This window comes from Alkalihalophilus pseudofirmus, assembly GCF_029094545.1.
GTDB classification, from domain to species: Bacteria; Bacillota; Bacilli; order Bacillales; family Bacillaceae_D; genus Alkalihalophilus; species Alkalihalophilus pseudofirmus.
This window is the reverse complement of the sequence record NZ_CP117835.1, coordinates 2,805,139-2,825,950: the sequence shown is the minus strand read 5'-3', so window position 1 is coordinate 2,825,950 and position 20,812 is coordinate 2,805,139. Positions and strand designations below refer to the sequence as shown.

20 protein-coding genes, 1 tRNA gene and 2 riboswitches are annotated in these 20,812 nt (G+C 38.7%); all 21 genes read left to right on the top strand.

Annotated features, from left to right (window positions below; translation table 11 throughout):
• The first annotated feature begins 12 nt into the window (after nucleotides 1-12).
• The 21 genes from PQ478_RS15055 to PQ478_RS14955 all read left to right on the top strand — a co-directional run bounded on the left by PQ478_RS15055 (nucleotide 13) and on the right by PQ478_RS14955 (nucleotide 20,791).
• Nucleotides 13-1,872, top strand: coding sequence for a PAS domain S-box protein (locus PQ478_RS15055; RefSeq protein ID WP_289234750.1), 1,860 nt, complete (start codon nucleotides 13-15; stop codon nucleotides 1,870-1,872).
• A 100-nt stretch (nucleotides 1,873-1,972) separates the two neighbouring features.
• Nucleotides 1,973-2,045: transfer RNA gene (locus PQ478_RS15050), tRNA-Val, on the top strand.
• 190 nt (nucleotides 2,046-2,235) lie between these two features.
• Entirely contained in the window at nucleotides 2,236-2,892 is a 657-nt protein-coding gene (locus PQ478_RS15045; RefSeq protein ID WP_289234749.1) for a hypothetical protein, read from the top strand.
• Nucleotides 2,893-3,254: 362 nt separating this feature from the next.
• Nucleotides 3,255-3,441: riboswitch (cobalamin riboswitch) on the top strand.
• 115 nt (nucleotides 3,442-3,556) lie between these two features.
• Nucleotides 3,557-3,739, top strand: a riboswitch (cobalamin riboswitch).
• A gap of 113 nt (nucleotides 3,740-3,852) precedes the next feature.
• Complete coding sequence (locus PQ478_RS15040; RefSeq protein WP_289234748.1) at nucleotides 3,853-4,242, top strand: (2Fe-2S) ferredoxin domain-containing protein; 390 nt, start codon at nucleotides 3,853-3,855, stop codon at nucleotides 4,240-4,242.
• Nucleotides 4,243-4,303: 61 nt separating this feature from the next.
• Nucleotides 4,304-5,977 (top strand): precorrin-3B C(17)-methyltransferase, encoded by a 1,674-nt coding sequence (cobJ, locus tag PQ478_RS15035; protein ID WP_289234747.1) that lies wholly within the window; start codon nucleotides 4,304-4,306, stop codon nucleotides 5,975-5,977.
• Between the two features lie 21 nt (nucleotides 5,978-5,998).
• Complete coding sequence (locus PQ478_RS15030; protein WP_289234746.1) at nucleotides 5,999-6,889, top strand: sirohydrochlorin chelatase; 891 nt, start codon at nucleotides 5,999-6,001, stop codon at nucleotides 6,887-6,889.
• Nucleotides 6,886-7,677, top strand: a complete 792-nt coding sequence (gene cobK / locus PQ478_RS15025) for a precorrin-6A reductase (RefSeq protein ID WP_289234745.1) — start codon at nucleotides 6,886-6,888, stop codon at nucleotides 7,675-7,677. Before PQ478_RS15030 ends, cobK begins: the two co-directional genes overlap by 4 nt.
• 1 nt (nucleotide 7,678) lies before the next feature.
• A complete protein-coding gene (locus PQ478_RS15020; protein WP_289234744.1) occupies nucleotides 7,679-8,326 on the top strand; it encodes a precorrin-8X methylmutase in 648 nt (215 codons plus the stop codon).
• Between the two features lie 3 nt (nucleotides 8,327-8,329).
• Nucleotides 8,330-9,442, top strand: coding sequence for a cobalt-precorrin-5B (C(1))-methyltransferase (locus PQ478_RS15015; RefSeq protein ID WP_289234743.1), 1,113 nt, complete (start codon nucleotides 8,330-8,332; stop codon nucleotides 9,440-9,442).
• Nucleotides 9,435-10,646, top strand: coding sequence for a precorrin-6y C5,15-methyltransferase (decarboxylating) subunit CbiE (gene cbiE / locus PQ478_RS15010; protein WP_289236991.1), 1,212 nt, complete (start codon nucleotides 9,435-9,437; stop codon nucleotides 10,644-10,646). Before PQ478_RS15015 ends, cbiE begins: the two co-directional genes overlap by 8 nt.
• Nucleotides 10,646-11,347, top strand: a complete 702-nt coding sequence (gene cobI, locus PQ478_RS15005; protein WP_289234742.1) for a precorrin-2 C(20)-methyltransferase — start codon at nucleotides 10,646-10,648, stop codon at nucleotides 11,345-11,347. The genes cbiE and cobI overlap by 1 nt, the downstream gene beginning before the upstream one ends.
• The gene (gene cobM / locus PQ478_RS15000) at nucleotides 11,344-12,120 is read left to right on the top strand and encodes a precorrin-4 C(11)-methyltransferase (protein WP_289234741.1); all 777 of its coding nucleotides are present in this window, start codon (nucleotides 11,344-11,346) and stop codon (nucleotides 12,118-12,120) included. Before cobI ends, cobM begins: the two co-directional genes overlap by 4 nt.
• Nucleotides 12,117-13,241: a cobalt-precorrin 5A hydrolase gene (locus PQ478_RS14995; RefSeq protein ID WP_289234740.1), complete on the top strand. Its 1,125-nt coding sequence runs from the start codon at nucleotides 12,117-12,119 to the stop codon at nucleotides 13,239-13,241. Before cobM ends, PQ478_RS14995 begins: the two co-directional genes overlap by 4 nt.
• Nucleotides 13,242-13,268: 27 nt before the next feature.
• The gene (locus PQ478_RS14990) at nucleotides 13,269-14,645 is read left to right on the top strand and encodes a cobyrinic acid a,c-diamide synthase CobB (RefSeq protein WP_289236990.1); all 1,377 of its coding nucleotides are present in this window, start codon (nucleotides 13,269-13,271) and stop codon (nucleotides 14,643-14,645) included.
• A 96-nt stretch (nucleotides 14,646-14,741) separates the two neighbouring features.
• A complete protein-coding gene (cobA, locus tag PQ478_RS14985) occupies nucleotides 14,742-15,533 on the top strand; it encodes a uroporphyrinogen-III C-methyltransferase (RefSeq protein WP_289234739.1) in 792 nt (263 codons plus the stop codon).
• Complete coding sequence (locus tag PQ478_RS14980) at nucleotides 15,508-16,080, top strand: nitroreductase family protein (protein WP_289234738.1); 573 nt, start codon at nucleotides 15,508-15,510, stop codon at nucleotides 16,078-16,080. The genes cobA and PQ478_RS14980 overlap by 26 nt, the downstream gene beginning before the upstream one ends.
• A gap of 73 nt (nucleotides 16,081-16,153) precedes the next feature.
• Nucleotides 16,154-16,702, top strand: a complete 549-nt coding sequence (locus tag PQ478_RS14975) for a cob(I)yrinic acid a,c-diamide adenosyltransferase (protein ID WP_289234737.1) — start codon at nucleotides 16,154-16,156, stop codon at nucleotides 16,700-16,702.
• A 69-nt stretch (nucleotides 16,703-16,771) separates the two neighbouring features.
• Nucleotides 16,772-17,896 carry a FecCD family ABC transporter permease gene (locus PQ478_RS14970; protein ID WP_289234736.1) on the top strand — a complete coding sequence of 375 codons (1,125 nt, stop codon included), beginning with the start codon at nucleotides 16,772-16,774 and terminating at the stop codon, nucleotides 17,894-17,896.
• The gene (locus PQ478_RS14965) at nucleotides 17,893-18,666 is read left to right on the top strand and encodes an ABC transporter ATP-binding protein (RefSeq protein ID WP_289234735.1); all 774 of its coding nucleotides are present in this window, start codon (nucleotides 17,893-17,895) and stop codon (nucleotides 18,664-18,666) included. Before PQ478_RS14970 ends, PQ478_RS14965 begins: the two co-directional genes overlap by 4 nt.
• A 59-nt stretch (nucleotides 18,667-18,725) precedes the next feature.
• Entirely contained in the window at nucleotides 18,726-19,799 is a 1,074-nt protein-coding gene (locus PQ478_RS14960; protein WP_289234734.1) for a methyltransferase domain-containing protein, read from the top strand.
• Nucleotides 19,796-20,791 (top strand): ABC transporter substrate-binding protein, encoded by a 996-nt coding sequence (locus PQ478_RS14955; protein WP_075680929.1) that lies wholly within the window; start codon nucleotides 19,796-19,798, stop codon nucleotides 20,789-20,791. The genes PQ478_RS14960 and PQ478_RS14955 overlap by 4 nt, the downstream gene beginning before the upstream one ends.
• The last annotated feature ends 21 nt before the right edge of the window (nucleotides 20,792-20,812 follow it).

The window sequence follows — 20,812 nt, the reverse complement described above, 5'->3', positions numbered from 1 at the left end:
GAGGGGACTTATGTGGGAGTCGTCTTAGAAGGAAATATAAACCTTAATGTATTTTATAAAGTGGTTAGTCAATCACACGCTCCGACACTGTTATGTTGTTGGGGAGTAATAGAACAAACATTGGACATCCTGTGTGTAAATGAGGCAGCAACGCAATGTTTAAATAAGTATCAATTGAATTTACATGATTTCAAACAAATATTGTATGACAGTGCTTCTAACTGTTCAGCAGATATTAAACGAAATGAAGTGAAATGGCAGCGGACATTTACCGCATCTGCTGAAGTCTTTTCAGTTGAAGCTAATATCATCTTTCGTTCAGATGATGAAACGTATTTTCTACTTTATATTGAAGAAGAGAAAATAGAAGAAAAGGAAATAGAAGAAATAGAGGTTGAAAAAATAGATGGTAAAAAAACAGATGGTGAATTTACAGAAGACGAAGAGACAGAGACAGGCGATGCCTCTAAATTAAGCATTCATAATGTATTAAATGAAACGGAAGATGCGGTCTTTTTATTGGATCAGAGTGGATGCTTTATCGATATGAATAAAAAAGCTGAAACGTTATCAGGCCTCAATGGAGACGATTTTAAAGGAGTTCATTATGAGGAACTGTTACTTCAAGAGGATCGGCTGGATGTTGCCAAACACTTTCAAAAAGCGTTTGCAGGAGAAGTCCAAGTATATGATGTGACTTTAAATAGAAGACAGGGACTAATCGTATTAACTGTCATTAATATTCCTCACATCGTAAGCGGGAAGATCCGTGGAGTTTATGGTGTAGCGAAACCTAAAAGGCTCCCGTGTAATTGGAATAACCTTGCTAGCATCATTGAAGATAAATATAAGGTAATTGTGGAGAATTCCTATGATATTATCTGTCTCACTGATAAGGAGGGACATTATTTATTGGCCTCTCATTCTTATTTACCGGTATTAGGGTATGAGCCTTTAAAGCTTACAGGGCAATCGGTCCTATCTTATATTCATCCAAATGATCATAAAAGAGTTCAAGAAACCTTAATAAAAATGGTACAAACGAAAGAAGAAAGTGAAGCTGTCGTTTATCGAAAAATGCATGCTAACGGGCAATATAAATATTTTGAAGGAAAAGGAATGCCCATTTTATCATCAAGCGGTGAGGTTGTTTCTTTTGTAGTAATAAGCCGTGATATAACAGATATGAAAAATAGGGATGATCTCTTAATTAGATCAGAAAAGCTAGCCCTAGCAGGTGAGCTTGCAGCGGGGATCGCTCATGAAATCAAAAACCCGCTAACGACCTTAAAAGGCTTTTTTCAATTAACGGAAAGTCAATTAGAACCTTATCGTGATGTACTGATGCATGAGTTAAATCAAATAAATGATATTATTGAAGAGTTGCTCCTAGTGGCTCGCCCAAGAGCAATTAAGGAGGAAGAGGTGGATCTCTTAAACGTAATTAGGGAGTCTTTAACAAGCATCGACACAGAAATACAGCTTAAGAATATTACGTTAGACTTACAGCTTTGTGATGAGGCATATCTCCTCTGTGCACCACATCAATTAACTCAAGTATTTATCAATCTGCTAAAAAATGCCGTCGAAGCAATGGATAATGAAGGTAATTTATCTATCAATGTAAAAAAGGTCAATCAAACAATCCATATTATCGTTAAAGATACCGGTATAGGAATGACACAAGAAGACCTGGCTCGCCTAGGCGAACCTTACTATTCTATTTCAAGTAAAGGGACAGGCATTGGCTTGATGGTATGTTATAAAGTTATTGAAAATCATGGAGGGAGTATGTCAATCACTAGTGTATGTGAGGTAGGTACTGAAGTGAGTATTCAACTCCCCGGTTTACAAACCATGAGCCTCAAGTAAATTTGAGGCTCTGCTATTTCCAAGTAATAGAATTTTATAAAAGAGATTGACAATATGTCAATCTTAACGTATAGTTATAAGTGTCGTTACTACATATCTTGATCCGTTAGCTCAGTTGGGAGAGCGCCACCTTGACAGGGTGGAGGTCACTGGTTCGAGCCCAGTACGGGTCATACGTTTTTGAAAATCCTTATTCTGTATTCAGAATAAGGATTTTTTGTGTTTAGAACCTCTCGCTCCGAAAGTCCTATAGTTAGTAAATTATTTTTCGTGATGTGCGAATCTTTTAAGAACGCTTTACGTCTATTATAGATAGCTGGTCTTATATGCATCAATAAATTAGATATTTGGGGGAGGTTCATATTGAAGAAATCAACAATCATTTCAATTGGATCCGTAGTGATCGTTATAGCAGGGATTGGAATTTATTCATTATTTGGAGGAGACAACGAGATTCAGGTTGTTAGTGGAAGTGAAGAGGAAATAGAAATAGAGGTACAAGAAGATGATGAAGATGTTGGGGCATTAGAAGAAGAGGTCGTAGAAGAACCCTCTGAAGAAATCTTTAATGATGGGATGGATCCACTTGAAATTCGGGAAACAATTCAAACAGTCCATGGAGTCTTAAATGGGATAACAGGGCATGGGCAGCTTGACACCTATCGTGAAAGTGGTGACGGAGCTCATATTGATAACTTTAATAAAATTGAATCAAACTTATTGGACCAAGCAAATCTAATTGAAAAAGTAATTCCTCATGTTCAGCATGAATTACTACGTAAAGACCTAGAAACTTTTGTGGCTATTACAAGATATGCGACTGAATCACATGAGGTAGAACACTTGTTATATTCTCATCGGATTATCCATGATGTTGAAACGGTACTTAATGAAGTGAGTGGTAAAAACATTTTTGGGGCAGCAGTATTTGTGGCGAGTGCTGGATACGAGCCAACAGCATTTGAAGCTGCAGTTAAACCAATCTTACAAACTCTCGCTTCAGAAGAAAGCGAGGAGTAACTAGTTCGTTAATACTACCTAAGAAGTAAGGCTGGTCCATAATTAGAGTGTTTAAAATCAAAATAAGAACGAAGCGCAAAGCTAGCGGATGGACTATACTTGAACCTCAAGTGGGTACTAGAGCAAAAGTGAGAATTAAAAAACTTAAGTCCGACCTTCCGCAAGTTACTACATATCTTGGTCGGTCAGCTCAGTTTGGAGTGCGCCACTTGAAAGGGTGGAGGTCACTGGTTCGATCCCAATTTAATGCTTGTGAGAGAACAGTATTAAAAGGGTGTGCTCTTTTGTGATGAAATAGATAGACTTTTCCGAATATACCAACTGGTAAAATAATTGTTGCTATTGTTATTAAAACATAGTTTAATAGACAGTATATTAAAAGTGCCCTAAATTAGTTACGGGATAATAGGGAAATCAGTTGAAATCTGATGCAGCCCCCGCTACTGTATGTGTTGATGAAAATGTCGTGCCACTAGATACTATCTGGGAAGGGACATGAGTAAGCTGAACAACACAAGCTAGGAAACCTGCTTTTAATTCAATGTATCCAGTCTTCGGAGGGAGGACGAGGGATGTTCATATGTGAGATCTATCATTAATCTCTATATTTGACATGCCCACTAACCTATCTTCCAATATGAAGCTACGGTTTTTTTTGTGGTTAATTTTATATGTAAAGCAAGGTGTATAACAGCTCGTTATGCTTAAAAGGGAAGTACGGTGTAAATCCGTCACGGTCCCGCCACTGTAATGGGAAGTTTCGTTGTATGAAGTCACTGATTAATCGGGAAGACACAACGAAATGATGAACCTAAGTCAGGAGACCTGCCTTGTTTTTCTTCTTCAATACCTACGGGTTTATAGGTAGAGAAGTGTAGTAAATGCTGTCTTTTTTTTGTATGGCATTTTATGCACCTCTACCTAGGGGTGCTTTTTTTATTTTGAAAAAGGAGTGAGTGGATGACTACTTGGAATTTAAATGGTACACAAAAACATGTATTAATCTGTAATGGATCAAGCTGTATGCGTAAAGACGGGGAAGAGATCACCGTTGCAATCCGTGATGAAATTAATGAGTTAGAACTTGATGATAAGATTCATACGTCAAGAACTAGATGTAACGGTCGTTGTAAAGATGTGTGCGTTGTGGTCGTCTATCCTGAAGGGAATTGGTATGAAGTGGACTCTCCGGAAAAAGGAAGGTCCATCATAAAAAGCCATGTTGATCCCACCATTGAATTAGGAGACTCTCTTATCTACAGCTTTAATAATGAGGAGTTTAAAGCAATAAATACTGATAAACGAATTAAAGGCATTGAAAAAGGTGAAAAGAAACAAGCGAAAGTCTAATTGAAACGGCTTACATTATAGCCTGGATCAAGGAGAGGTAATCAACTCAGGAGGTGTGATAATGCTTGGGAAGTTATTAGTTATAGGGTTTGGTCCTGGCAGTTTTGAGCACATGACAAACAGAGCATTAACAGCCATACAAGAAAGTCATTGCATAATTGGATATAAAACCTATGTAGATCTGATTAGTGATTTATTAACAGATCAAGAGATTATAAGTACTGGGATGTCAGAAGAAGTGAGTCGTGCACAAGCTGCGGTAAAGCTCGCTGAAGAAGGAAAAACAGTGGCTGTTATATCGAGTGGAGACGCTGGTGTTTATGGAATGGCTGGCCTTGTTTATGAAGTCTTAATTGAAAAAGGATGGACAGAAGAGACTGGAGTAAGTGTAGAGGTGGTTCCTGGTGTATCTGCTAGTAATTCATGTGCTTCACTACTAGGGGCACCGATCATGCATGATGCATGTACGATCAGCTTAAGTGATCATTTAACTCCGTGGAAGTTAATTGAAAAAAGAATAGAGGCTGCTGCACAAGCAGACTTTGTCATTAGTTTATATAACCCTAAAAGTGGACGGAGGACAAGACAGATTCAAGAAGCACAGAGAATTTTACTTAGCTATCGTTCTCCTAATACACCTGTTGGATTAGTGAAGAGTGCTTACCGTGAAAGGCAGCATATTGTTATTACGGATCTTCAGAACATGCTCGATCATGATATTGGTATGCTCACAACCGTTGTAATAGGAAATTCCTCGACATTCCTTTACGATAACAAATTAATTACTCCAAGAGGTTATCAAAGAAAGTATACCTTAGATAAAACGGAGCAACGATTAAAACCTCATGAACGACTCAGGCATGAAAATGAGCCATGGGCACTTCATCAAGGAAAAAAAGAAGACGAACAAATCCAGAAAAAAAGTCAAACACGAAAAGCTGAAGCGGCACCGGCCGCAAAAGTCTCAGAACCTAAGGAAACATCTTTAGATTTAGCCTTAGAAGCTTTGAGTTTAGTAGCAGGTGAAAATGCGGGCGCACGAGCAAACGAGGGACAAAAAAAGAATGAGATCTACAATCCTGTTGTTTCGGTGTTTGAACTTGCGATAAGTCCAGGGGTGGTTAATAAACACTTTACTCCTAAACAAATGATTACACTAGCAGAAGTAGTTGGTAATGAAGGGACGATGGAATATACACCTCACCATCAAATTCATTTAAGAATACCAACAGCCGAGCCCGAGATGATTACAGGTAGATTAAAAGATGCTGGATTTCTTATTGAACCTATAGGCGATGTTTTTCAATTGAAAGCATGTGATTTCTGTGATGGTGAGAAAAAAGATGCTATTCCACAAGCAGAAGAAATCAATAAGAGATTAAGTGGCCTAGAGCTGCCTAAAGAATTGAGAGTAGGGTTTAATGGTTGCGGCATGGCTTGTTACGGAGCTGTTAATGATGATATAGGCATTATATTTAGAAAGGGAAAATTTGATTTGTTTTTAGGGGCAAAGACAGTAGGGCGTACAGCACATGCTGGTCAACCAGTGGCAGAGGGGATCGAACCGGATAAAATCGTACCACTCATAGAGGAAATCATCTCAGATTATAAAGAGAAGGGTCACCCAAACGAACGATTCTTTAAATATTTTAAACGAGTGGGGAAAATTTTAGATTATACATACAAAGATATGACACCAAAAATTGAGATTGAACCAGCTCCATGTGGAGACTAGAAAAATCAGGGGGAAATGAACATGAGAGCCATTTTACTTGTAGGGCACGGTAGCAGGGATCCAGAAGGCAATGAACAAGTGAAGCGTATGATTGAAGAATTATCAACCAAATTAGATCCTGGCCTTTTAATAGAAACCTGTTATTTAGAATTTGCCAAACCAACCATTGAACAAGGGATTCAAACGTGTGTAGAAAAAGGTGCGTCAAGTGTTTTTATCATCCCGCTTATGCTGCTTGCAGCTGGGCATTCCAAGATTCATATTCCTGCAGCAATTGATGAAGCAAAGGAGAGGTATCCACAGATCCATTTTACATACGGACGACCTTTTGGAATTCATGAAGAAACTCTTGAAATTTGTAAAGATCGATTGGTAGAGGTAGGCGAAAATGTAGATAATGCTGATCCTGATACAGCTATCGTTTTATTAGGCCGCGGTGGAAGCGATCCTGATGCTAATTCAGATCTTTACAAAATGACTCGTTTATTATGGGAAAAGCTTAATTATAAATTAGTGGAACCTGCATTTATGGGGGTAACGGACCCTCTCATAAAAGAAGGAGTTGAGCGGTGTATAAGGCTTGGAGCTAAGAGGGTTGTGATCCTCCCTTATTTCTTGTTTACAGGTATATTAATTAAGCGCCTTGAGAAAATGGTTAAAGAATTTGAACAAGAATATCCAGGTATTTCTTTTAATTTAGCAGGTTACTTTGGTTTTCACAGCAGGCTTCAGACCATCATCAAGGACCGAATTGAAGAAGCGCTGCAAGGTGAGGTAAAGATGAATTGTGATACTTGTATATATCGAATTGATGCAATGGAACATATTGACCACCATCATCACCACGACCATGAACATGACCACGATCACCACCACCATGACCATGATCACCATGAGGTTCAGAAAGTATGATTCTTTTTTTAGCAGGTACTAGTGATGCAAGAGAGTTAGCGATCCTGCTTAAAAGGTCAGGACATTCGCTCCTTACAACAGTAGTGACGCAGAATGCAGCTATTGAATTAAAAAAAGCAGGGCTAAGTGTGTATGTGGGGCGATTAACAGAAGATGATTTTGTAGAGAAGATTAAAGAACAAAACGTTCAAGCGATTGTAGATGCAAGTCATCCCTTTGCAGAAGAAGCAAGTACAAATGCATTAAACGCTTCAAAAGAAGCTGGAATTCCTTATATCCGATACGAACGTGCATCTCAATCGCATTTTGGAAAAGGAATCACGATTGTCGATGACTATGTAATGGCTGCAGAGCATGCATTAAGAAGAAGAGGAGTCATTATGTTAACGACCGGAAGCAAAACGCTTCAAGTCTTTACAGAACGTTTACTCGATCAACCGGACATCAGGCTGATTGCTCGTATGCTCCCCCGAAAAGATAATATGGAAAAATGTGAGGAACTTAAGCTGCCTCAAAGAGACATTGTTGCTATACAAGGACCATTTACAAAAGAATTTAATTCAGCCCTTTACAAGCAATATGCTGTAACGACAATGATTACAAAAGAAAGCGGCAAGGTTGGCTCGGTTGATGAAAAAGTAGAAGCGGCGCTAGAGCTAGGTATTGAAGTAATAATGATTAAAAGGCCTAAAATAGAATATAAAAATCTTTATTCTGATTATACAGATGTGTTAACTCATATTAATCGAGTTGTATTTACAGATCAATTTATGGATGGGAGAGAGTAATATGGATTTTCTAACAGATTTCAAACCTTTAACTGTACAGCCTCAGGAGATAGAAGGAATGAGCTTTAATATGATTGATGAGGAATTTGGGGCGCATTCTTTTAAAGAAGAACAGTATAAAATTGTGCAGCGAGTCGTTCATGCTTCAGCTGATTTTGAACTTGGACATAGCATGCTTTTCCATGAAAAAGCCATTCAATCAGGGATTAAAGCTATTAAAAATGGTGAGCAGGTGTACGCTGATGTTCAAATGATCGTAAGCGGAGTTAGTAAAGGAAGAATTGAAAAGCACGGTGGTAATGTTCACGTTTATATTTCGGATGAGGACGTCATGAAAGAGGCAAAAAGACTGAATACAACTCGTGCAATTATATCAGTTAGAAAATCAATTCAACAATTTGATGGTGGTATTTATGCAATTGGTAATGCACCAACTGCTCTGCTTGAATTAATTAGGTTAATTAAAGGAGGTTACGCGAAGCCTAGTTTAGTTATTGGGATGCCTGTTGGGTTTGTATCTGCGCCTGAATCAAAAGAAGAGCTTGCAAAACTCGATGTACCTTTTATTACTAATGTGGGGAGAAAAGGCGGCAGTACAGTCACGGTAGCAGCACTTAATGCACTCTCACTCTTAGCAGAAAAGGCATAGAAAATGGCGGTAAAAGCAAACAAGAAAGATAAGAAAGAAATGCGCTCCGGTTACACTACAGGTGCGTGTGCTACTGCTTGTACAAAAGCAGCACTAGTTGCTCTTATCACAGGTATAGAACAGCTAGATGCTACTATTTTCTTACCCGTTGGAAAGTTTGCTACGTTTGAAATGGAATGCTGTACTATAAGTCAGGGCTTTGCTGAAGCGGAGACGATTAAAGATGCCGGGGATGACCCAGATGCCACCCATGGGGCTTTAATCATTGCTAGAGTATCTTGGTCTTTTGTGCCTGGGATACATATTGATGGAGGAATTGGCGTGGGACGTGTAACAAAAGAGGGTTTGCCTGTCCCTGTAGGAGAAGCGGCGATTAATCCAGTACCTCGAAAAATGATTTATGAAACGGCTAAAGAAATCCTCCAATCATACGGAATTAATAGAGGGATATCGATTGTCATCTCCGTACCAGAGGGTGAAAAGATGGCAGAAAAAACACTCAATAAACGTCTTGGAATTGTTGGGGGTATTTCTATACTTGGGACAAGAGGAACAGTAATCCCTTTCTCAAGTTCTGCCTATATGGCAAGCATTGTGCAGGCAATAAGTGTTGCTAGAGCAAGCGGCTGCGAGCATGTTGTCATATCAACCGGAGGTAGAAGTGAAAAATATGGGATAGCCCAATACCCTGAGCTGCCTGAAGAAGCTTTCATCGAAATGGGCGATTTTGTGGGTTTTACCCTCAAACAATGTAAAAAGCAGGGGATAAAAAAGGTCTCGCTTGTTGGAATGATGGGTAAGTTTTCAAAGGTAGCTCAAGGCGTGATGATGGTTCACTCTAAAAGCGCTCCGGTAGATTTCAATTTTTTAGCAAATGTTGCACGAGAAGCTGGAGTGAACGATGAAGAATTAATTGAAGAGATCAGAGGGGCTAATACCGCTTCACAAGTCGGAGATTTACTGTTCACCAAAGGCTATCATGAGTTTTTTGCAATACTCTGTAACTATTGCTGTGCTGCAGGAATTGATGAAGTGCGGGGTGGAATGATGATTGAAACAAGTTTGTACTCGATGAAGGGTGCTTTTCTTGGAAAGGCAGGTAAGGATGATGGATAAGAAGATTAAAATCATAGGTATCGGTGATGAAGGACAAAATGGTCTTCTTCCTATATATAAAAAGTACATATTTGAAAGTGAGCTGTTAGTAGGAGGAGAAAGGCAGCTGAATTTATTCCCTGAGTATCATGGAGAGAAGAGGGTGATTAAGGGAGGATTAAAAAACCTTATAGATGACCTTGCTCAAGAATGTAGGAGGGTTGTTATTTTAGCCTCCGGAGATCCTTTATTTTATGGGATAGGAAGCTATTTAGGTAAAAAGTTAAAGGTGGACATCTATCCATATTTGAGTTCCATTCAACTTGCATTTTCCCGCATGAATGAAAGTTGGCAGGATGCCTATGTAACGAGTGTTCATGGTCGAAGTATCCAAGGGTTAATTCAACGAATCAATGGGCGAGAAAAAATAGCTTTGTTAACTGATGATATAAATACCCCTGCAAAAATAGCTCAGTATCTACGTTCCTTTCACGTCGATGAATACCTTGCATTTGTAGCAGAGAATCTTGGTGGAGAAAATGAACGGTGTGGCTACTATGAATTAGAAGAGTTGGAAAACATAGATTTCTCCCCGCTTAATGTAGTCATTTTGAAAAAAGTTGAAAAAGTAAAAGTATGGAGTTTCGGTATCGCTGACAATGAATTTTATCAAAGAAAGCCAGAAAAAGGATTGATTACAAAAAAAGAAATTAGAACTCTTAGTCTAATGGAGTTAAACCTAAAGGAAGACAGTGTTGTTTGGGATATTGGAACATGTACTGGTTCGATCGCCATTGAAGCTAGTCTTATTGCAAAAAATGGCCAAGTGTTTGCGATTGAAAAAAACGAACAAGACTTAGAAAACTGTTATAAGAATCAAGTGAAATTTCGAACGGATTTCACTGTGATCAAAGGGAAGGCACCTGACTATCTACATACGTTTTCTGAGCCCGATGCGGTCTTTATAGGTGGTACCGCTGGGAACATGGATGATATTTTGGCGGCTTGTTGTTCTCGCTTAAAAGAAGGCGGAAGAATTGTGTTGAATGCAGTTACGATTGAAAATTTGATGCAGGCAGTGGAAGGATTTAAACAAAATGGGTTTGAAACAACGATCACGCTTGCTCAGATTTCAAGGAGTAAACCTATTTTACAATTAACACGTTTTGATGCCTTAAATCCTATTTACATCATTACAGCCAAACATAAGGAGGGAGTAATCTAATGACTGGAACATTGTATGGTTTAGGAGTAGGCCCAGGGGATCCGGAATTGCTCACCATAAAAGCTTTCCGCAAGCTGAAAGAAACGGAGGTCATTGCATACCCCAAAAAAAGAAAGGGCAGCAAGAGTTATGCTCATAGAATTATAGATTTATATATTAAGCCAGAGGAAAAAGAAATGCTAGGTCTTGTCTTTCCTATGACAAAGGACCCTGTTATTTTAGAGCGTGAATGGTCAAATACCGTAAACCAAGTGTGGGAGTATCTGAAAAAGGGCAAGGATGTAGCGTTTGTAACAGAAGGTGATCCTTTATTATACAGTACATTTATACACATGATGAAATTAATGAAGTCACGTCATCCAGAAGTAAATATTCAAACAGTTCCTGGTATTTCTTCCATTAATGGGGCTGCTTCAAGGCTTGGTATTGCATTGGCTGAAGGAGATGATCATGTTGCTATTGTACCAGCAAGAGATGATTATGCTGAAATGAAGAGAGTAATTATTGAAAATGATTGTGTCATTTTTATTAAAGTAGCAAAAGTTATGGACTTGATGCTTGATGTATTAAGGGAGTTAGATTTAGTAGACAAAGCTTCCGTAGTGACAAAAGTAACTTCGGATGAAGAAATTGTATGGGACATTCATGAATTAGACCGTGCAGAACTTGAATATTTAACGCTGATGGTGGTGAGGAAATGAGGAAGTTAACGATTATTGGAGCAGGACCTGGAGACCCAGAACTTATTACGGTAAAAGGTTTAAAAAAGCTGAAAGAAGCAGATGTTGTGCTCTATGCCGACTCACTAGTTAGTAAAGAGTTAATTGAGCAAGCTAACTCTGATGCAGAAATTATCAAAACCGCAGGGATGCACCTTGAAGAGATGGTCCAAGTAATGGTTGATCGCTTGCGGGAAGGAAAGCAAGTTGTAAGAGTTCATACTGGGGATCCTGCTGTGTACGGGGCTATAATGGAGCAAATTTCCATGTTGAACAAGCAGGATATAAATGTAGAAATTATCCCTGGAGTCAGTTCAGTTTTCGCATCGGCAGCTGCTCTTGGCGCAGAATTAACCGTTCCTGACTTAACTCAAACGGTTATTCTTACACGTGCCGAAGGAAGAACTCCAGTACCTGAAGCAGAAAAGTTAAGAGACTTGGCGAAGCATAATTGTACTGTTGCTTTGTTCTTAAGTGCCACTTTAACAAAGAAAATCGTCAAGGAATTTTTAGCGGCAGGTTGGAGCAAGGATACTCCAGTAGGGGTGGTGTATAAAGCGACCTGGCCTGATCAGAAAATTGTGCGATCTACCCTTGAACGCTTAGATGAAGATATGCGAGTAAATGGAATTCGCAAACAAGCTATGATTCTAGCAGGCTGGGCTATCGATGAAAACATTCATGATAAACAGTTTAAATCAAAGCTATATGATAAAGAATTTACCCATGGATTTCGAAAAGGAGTGAAACCATGACCCTTGTTTTAGAAGAAGGTAAACAGGTAGAACTCAAGGAAAATGGGGTTTTTGCTATTGTCGCTATTACAAAGCATGGAGTGAATTTAGCAAGAGGATTACATTCAACATTTCAACAATCAGATTTATTTTATATGAGCAAATTTGAAAAGGGAGATGAAGATACCAGGCATATTCAATTATTTGAAGGGAATGTACGGCTGTTGCTGCCCTCTCTATTCCAATCTTATAAAGGGATTATTATGATCGTCTCATTGGGAGCTGTTGTACGGATGATTGCTCCAATATTAAAAGATAAAAAAACGGATCCTGCTGTAGTAGTCATTGATGATAAGGGAGAACACGTCATTAGTGTATTATCAGGACATTTAGGCGGGGCTAACGAATTAACAAAAGAAGTCGCAAACATACTAGATGCAAAACCTGTTATTACCACAGCATCAGATGTGCAAAAAACGATTGCAGTAGATCTATTTGGCAGCCGTTTTGGCTGGGAGTGGGAATCGGCGAAATTTTTAACACCTGTGAGTGCATCAGTCGTTAATGAAGAACATGTTGCCATTGTACAAGAGTCAGGTGAAAAGGAATGGTGGAATTATGACCACCCTTTGCCGGACTCGATTAAAGTCTATGCTTCAGTAGAGGAAGCTATTGAGGCAAAACCCAAAGCGGCATTAATTATCACACATCGTCAATTAAACAGAAATGAGCAGCTAATTCTTGAAAATGGAGTGCTCTATAGACCAAAGGTCATTGTTTTAGGGATTGGGTGTAATAGAGGCACTTCTTTAGCAGAGATTGAGAATGTCATTAAAAAAACATTGGAGGAATTGAGGTTTTCTATAAAGAGCATAAAAGCCATATGTTCGATTGATCTTAAAAAAGATGAAGAGGGGCTTATAGCTTTAGCTCAAAAGTATAATTGGGACTTTATTTGTTACCCAGCTGATGAGTTAAATAAAATGTCCATTCAAGATCCTTCAGATACGGTTTATAAATTTACAGGTGCGTATGGTGTAAGTGAACCGGCTGCGATGTTATACAGTGGATCAAAAGATCTTGCTCTTGTTAAGAAGAAATCAGGAAATGTAACGATCTCGGTTGCTTTAATACCGTACTAGTGAGGGGGAAACAGATTGAATCATCGAATGGTTATAGCAGGGACAGGAAGCGGCGTTGGTAAGACAACACTAACCATTGGTCTGATGGCGGCTTTTAAAAAAAGAGGATTAACAGTACAAGGCTTTAAATGTGGCCCTGATTATATAGACCCATCCTATCATACGGCGGTCACAAAGCGAGTTTCTAGAAATCTCGATAGTTGGATGCTTGATCGAAATACGGTTTTAGATATTATGACTCATGGTAGTAAGGGAGCAGATATTTCCATAATAGAAGGTGTTATGGGATTTTTGGATGGAAAAGATCCCAAAAATAATAAAGGCAGTACAGCTGATATAAGCATGATTACACAAAGCCCTGTTTTACTTGTTGTTAATTGTGCAAGTATGGCAAGAAGCGCAGCTGCTATCGTAAAAGGATTCCAAATGCTTGCTGAGGGGACGAACATAGTAGGTGTTATTGCAAATAGAGTAGGTAGTGAAGGGCACTTTAAGATTGTTAAGACGGCTATTGAACAAGAATGCAATATCCCTGTTATTGGCTATTTAAAACGAGAGCTTGATATTAAGATTCCTGAACGACATTTAGGGTTAATTCCTTCAATTGAGAGGGGAGAGCTAGATTCCTTTTTTGAAAAATTAGGAGATTTAATAGAAGAGACCGTAGATTTAGAACAACTGTTAGAACTCTCAAAAGCTCCTGTTCTCCCTAATCCTAAAATTTATTCACTGTTTACTCAGAGAAAAGAGAAGGTTGTTCAAATTGCAGTAGCAAAGGATGCTGCTTTTAATTTCTATTATCCTGAAAACTTGGAATTACTACAATCGTTAGGGGCTGAGATCGTTTATTTTTCTCCTTTAGCAAATGAATGCTTGCCTGATAATAGTGACGGCTTATATCTAGGAGGTGGATTTCCAGAGGAATATGCGGAAAGTCTTTCTCATAATAAAGAGGTTCAGCATTCAATTAAGACCGCTATTGAAAAGGGACTGCCAACACTCGCCGAATGCGGAGGGTTTATGTATTTAACTGAAGCGATTGAAACCACTAGCCAAGAGGAATTTTCAATGGTTGGCATGATTCCAGGTAAAGTAATAATGCAACATAAGTTAGCGGCACTGGGTTATCGAGAAATTACCGGTGAAAATAATAATTTCTTAATAAGCGGAAAAGAAAAAGCCAGAGGTCATGAGTTTCATTACTCTACTTACCATAATAAGGAGATTAAGGAGCAAATACGTCATGCGTATGTAACGAAGGGAATGCGAGGTACCAAGCAAGAAGGTTGTTTGATGCATAATCTTGTAGCAGGGTATACTCACTTTCATTTTGCTTCTTGTAAAACGATGGTTGAAAAATGGATTAACAAATGTAAAACCAGTAAAGCCATTTTGCAACGCTAAAGTCTACTAATCGTTCACTATCAGGAACTACATTACTATTACTACGCGAGTAAATAAATAGATACATCGTTATCTATAGAGGATCAAGGTGAGAGGATGAATAAAAAAGGGAAAGTTTTTTTGGTGGGGGCAGGACCTGGAGATCCTAAGTTAATTACAGTTTATGGACTTAAGTGCATTCAAAAAGCAGACGTCATAGCTTACGATCGTTTAGTTAATAAAGAGTTATTAAATCATGCTGCACAAGGTGCTGAACTTATTTATTGCGGGAAGTCTCCGGGAAACCATAGTCTTATGCAGGAAGAAATTAATCAATTACTCGTATCTAAAGCGTTTGAAGGAAAAAGTGTTACAAGACTAAAGGGTGGAGATCCCTGTGTATTTGGCAGGGGAGGTGAAGAGGCTGAAGTTCTCTCAAATGCTGGGATTCCTTTTGAAATTGTTCCGGGTATTACTTCTGGAATCGCAGCACCTGCGTATGCTGGTATTCCTGTAACTTACCGAAATTATGCCACTTCCTTTACTATGGTCCATGGGGCTGGAAGAAATGATAACGGCACGGATGGATTGAACTGGGAAGCGCTGGTTAACGGCAGTGATACTTTGGCCTTTTATATGGGGACTCGTAATCTGTCATATATTTGCGAACAAATGATCATTCATGGAAAAGATCCTAAAACTCTAGTGGCTGTGATTCAAGAAGGGACAACCGCCAATCAAACGTGTGTTACAGGTACACTAGAATCCATAGCGACGATTGTTATACACGAAAAAATACAACATCCTGCAATGATTGTCGTTGGTGAGGTTGTTAAATTTAAAGAAAAATTAAGCTGGTTTAGTAAAGAAGGAGAGATTCTAGATGACAGTGTTAGAGTTACTCCGTAATAGGAGAGCGGTTCGAAATTATACTAACGAGAAAATAGAAAGAGAAAAGATAGAGCTTTTGCTAGAAGCCGCAACGCTAGCTCCAAATGATCGTATGAGAGAGCCTTGGAACTTTTACATTATACAAGAAGAAGCAAAACTTAGGTATGAAAAGTTGGCAATGGAATTTCTAGAGGAACGATTTCCTACAAAACCATCTTTAATAAAGAGCTCGCTTGATGTAGTAAGAAATACTCCGCTCATTATTATTGTAACCTCAGATATTGCTTCAAATGATGCAGACTCAAAAGATAATGAGTATGCAGTTTGCTGTGCTATTCATTCTATGTGGTTACAAGCTCAAGAGCTAGATCTTGGATTTGTTTGGCGCACACGCGGTGTAGGTCTTGTTCATGATTCTCGTTCGTTTGATTTTATAGGATCACCCGAAGGAAAAAAAGTCATTGGCACATTATTTATAGGGCACCCTTCACAGAATGCATTAAAGCAACAAAAAGAAAAAGTAAGAACTTCATTTGAGAATAAAACCATATGGATGGAAAGATAGTAAATCTATTAATAGACTCGTATCCATTAGAAAGTAATCTATCAATAGTAGGTGAGCTGTAAAGGAGGCTAATATGAGCCAGCAGAAAAAGAGAAGGGGATTGACCCTTGTATATACGGGTGATGGGAAAGGTAAAACCACTTCTTCATTAGGGTTAGCATTACGTGGGATTGGAAGAGGATTTAATGTAGGGATATTTCAATTTATAAAATCAAAAGAGCGGACCTATGGAGAGGAAATAGCTCTAAAGAAGTTAGGTGTAGAGATGATTCAATTAGGGGTTGGATTTACTTGGACGAAAACCCCTGAAGAGCATAGAGAAGCATTGAAAAAAGGCTGGCCAATTGCAAGAGAAGCTGTTATGAGCGGGGAATACGATTTAGTCATCTTAGATGAACTGAATAATGCTCTAGCGATAGAAAAATTTCCAATAGAAGATGTTTTACCGATCAAAGAAGTAATAGATTTAATTCAAAATAAACCTTCCCACGTCCATTTAGTCGTTACAGGCAGGTCTGCAAAAGATGAAATAAAAAATATAGCTGATCTAGTTTCAGTTATTGAACCAGAAAAGCATTATTACAATGAAGGTGTTCCAGCAGTTAAAGGTATAGAGTTTTAGAAGGAAATTTAGATAAATTCAGATATCTATTGCTGTTAACACTGCTTCATAAAAAAAGGGGGAGTAGAAATGGGGGGCTTACAAGAAGCGGGTGGGGCCGACCCTTCTTTAAAAGCAGAGGAGGGTAAAAAAAATAAGCATCAAAGAGGGAGAACAAGGTTTCTCGTTCTCTGCCTAATCCTCATTTTAATTGTTTCGATAACTGTCTCAATAATGATAGGACCTATTTCAATCTCTCCAATTACCGTATGGAAAATTGCTTTATCGAAAGTTCCATATTTAGATACATATATCGTACAAGATTGGACAAAAGCTCAGGAACAAATTATTTGGGAGATTCGCTTTCCGCGGATTATTTTAGGAGCCATTGTAGGGGCAGGATTAGCGATTGTTGGTGTGGCTATTCAGGCGCTCGTTCGAAATTCCCTGGCTGATCCATTCATTTTAGGTATATCATCCGGAGCTTCAGTGGGGGCAACTCTTGTCATTGTATTAGGAGCATTTAAGATGTTTGGACTATATGCCCTTTCAATCGCTGCATTTTTGGGCGCATTGATCTCTGTTTTCTTAGTCTTTTTAGTTGCACAAGTAAGTGGGAAAATTTCTACGGTAAGACTTCTCCTATCAGGTATTGCCATTTCGATGATGCTCTCTGCTGTAACAAGCTATATTGTGATTTCAGCACCGCGTGAAGAAGGCGTGCGAGACGCGCTATTTTGGATGATGGGAAGTTTATCAGGAGCGAAATGGGAGCAATTGGCTATTCCATTTTTTTCATTGTTTATTGGCATGGTGCTGCTTCTTTTTTTTGCGAGACCACTAAATCTACTTTTAATGGGGGAACAAACAGCAGCAACTCTGGGTTTAAATATTAATATCTTTAAGAAAGTACTAATGCTAGTTACGGCATTACTAACGGGTGTTTTAGTTGCTGTAAGTGGTGCCATAGGTTTTATTGGACTGATGGTGCCTCATGTTGTACGGCTTTTTATAGGGTCAGATCATAGAAATGTACTCCCAATAAGCGCGTTCGTTGGCGCGATTTTCCTTATTTGGGCAGATGTTTGTGCACGTACATTTGTCGCGCCACAGGAGTTGCCAATTGGAATTGTGACTGCGCTTTGTGGAGGACCATTTTTTATTTGGCTGCTAAGAAGAAATTCGTATTCATTTGGAGGTGGGGGAGAAAAATGATGCTGTCCGTTTCGCAATTAACAACCACCATTGAACATAAAGATATTATTCATCAAGTATCTATGGACATTGAATCCGGAAAGTTTGTCGGGCTGATTGGGCCTAATGGCAGCGGAAAATCGACCTTATTAAAAACCATTTACCGTATCTTTGAACCACGTGCAGGTCTCGTTGCGTTGGATGAAAAGGATATTTCAACCCTTACTCATAAAGAATTGGCAAGGCGTATGGCTGTAGTGGCTCAAGAAAGTTCAGTACCTTTTGATTTTACTGTTGAAGAAATAGTTCTTATGGGAAGGAGTCCTCATAAGAGATTCTTTGAGGAGGACACGAGTGAAGATTCTTATATTACTAATCAGGCATTAGTAAAAGTTGGGTTAGAAGGTTATTCAAATCGTAGTTTCTCAACCTTATCAGGGGGGGAGAAACAACGTGTACTAATTGCCAGAGCACTTGTGCAAAAAGCGAATGTACTTATATTAGATGAACCGACGAATCATCTTGATATTCAGCATCAACTACATATTCTCGATGTGGTGAAAAATTTAAATGTAAGCACCTTAGCAGCAATTCATGACTTAAATCTGGCTGCAGCTTATTGTGACATCATTTATGTGATAAACGGTGGTGAAATAGTTAAGCAAGGATCACCGACTGAAGTGCTTACAAGGGATTTGGTAAAAGAAATCTTCCAGGTGGAATGTACTATTACGACCCATCCAATGACGGGAAAGGTCCAGATCTCTTATATTTCTGATGGGATGGTATAGCGGGTCGTTATCATCACAACGGATGGACAGTACGATGGGTTAGAGAGGAAGGACGCGAGATGGCGTTTTATACATGTGCTTATTGCAGCTTTCGATATAATGAGCAGCACGGGGATTCTAAAAATGGAGTTCCAAAAGGGACACCATTTGCACAATTAGCGGGCACATTATGTTCAAGGTGCGGTATGCAAGGAGATAGGCATATAAGGCAAGCAAACCCTAAATATAAGAGTTTAGAAGCGCAGTACTACGATTTGTTTGCTGGTAAAGCAGGAGTTGCTTTTTTTCGAGAATGGGTTTTAACCTCAAAGAACCTATCTCATGTTCTGGATTTAGGCACTGGTACGGGAAGAATCGCTGTGGAGCTCGCTAATGTTGGTATTAAAGTTACTGGGGTGGATTGGAGCAAGGAGATGTTAGCTTTGGCAAATAAAAAAGCTAAACGCATAACTAACCAAATGACGCTGATTGAAGAAGATGCTCTTAAATTAAACTGTAAACAGTCATTCAGCCATGTTTTATTAGCTGATGGATTCTTTCAGCACTTCACCACAGTTAAAGAACAACAAGAACTATTAGCGATGGTCAGGAACCATTTAGGGAATGAAGGGAGAATTGCCATCGATCTCATTATACCTCCTCCAACTACTTTGTGGAAAAATCAGCATCAAAAACAAATGACGTCCATAAAGATCGTGGAGTTGACGGTGGAAGGCTTCACTTCATTAAGGGAACAGCTTTTTCATTATTCAGCAATGTATGAGGTATATCGTGAAGGAGTTTCTCAAACAAAATATAAGGTTGAGCGAGAACTCAGTTTTATAACTCCTAGAGAACTTGCTTATTTATTGAAGCTTGAAGGATTTTCTGTGACTGATATGGTTTGTGATTATCAACCTAACCAAAAAATAGGCGATACAATAAAGGTTGCAGAATTCTCTTGTGATGTAACCCCCTTAAGTGTTGATGAAACATTGGAGGATAGATTTGAAGATATAAATAAAGGCAGGCTGCATCCTTATACAGGGGATAGCTGGAAAGATGGCGGCTACCCGTTTGGAGTGAAAAGTACTGCTAATAACCAACCGATTACCTGGACGATTATTGCCGAACTGAAGGAGAAAAACAGATGAAGAATTTACATAGGAAATTAATTATAGGTATGCTGTTATTATTAATAGCAGCATGTGGAAATAGCGAAGGAGTTACTGCTACTGAAGAAAAAGATGAGATTGATTCTGTGGAAACTTTGCAGCATGAAGAAGCATATAAAGAAGTAGAAATTGAAAACATTGAAGATGTACTTGTGTTTTCAGAAGTACCTAAAAGAGCTGTTTCACTGAACCAACATGTTACTGAGGTTATGCTGGCCCTTGGTTTAGAAGAGAGTATGGTAGGGACTGCATATTTGGATGATGAAATTTTACCAATATATAAAGAAGCGTATGAACAAATTACCGTTTTATCTGAGCAATATCCCTCCCAAGAAGTTTTGTTAGCCCAGGAGCCTGATTTTGTTTATGCTGGGTGGGAAAGTGCATTTCGAGAAGACAATATAGGCACAGTAGAACAGTTAAGCCAGTTTGGAATTAACGCTTATTTACATGAATCTTCTAAAATCGTAGGACCGAGCATTGAACATATTTACCAAGATATTCGTAATATCTCAAAGATTTTCAATGTGAATGATAAAGGCGAGGAACTAATCAATAAAATACAGAAAGAATTAACAACCATTCAAACACGAATCCCTGAGAACGAGGAGCCTTTAAGGGTGTTTGTATATGATAGTGGTGATGCAGCCCCATTTACTGTAGGACAAAACTTTCTGAACGAAATTGTGACAATGGCTGGTGCAGAAAATATCTTTAATGATATTGATAGTAATTGGGGTGAGGTAAGTTGGGAGGCAGTAGTCGATCGCGATCCAGAGGTTATTGTTATTATTGATTATGGTCAAACCACTGCAGATGAAAAAAGAAACCAATTATTAAACCACCCTGGATTAACAGATGTGACTGCTATTAAAAATGAGCATTTTATTGTAATGCCATTGTCTGCTGCTGCAGAAGGTATTCGAGTGCCGCATGCCCTTGAAATATTGGTTGAAGGTCTATATAAGTAAAAGAAGAGGTACTATGTAAAA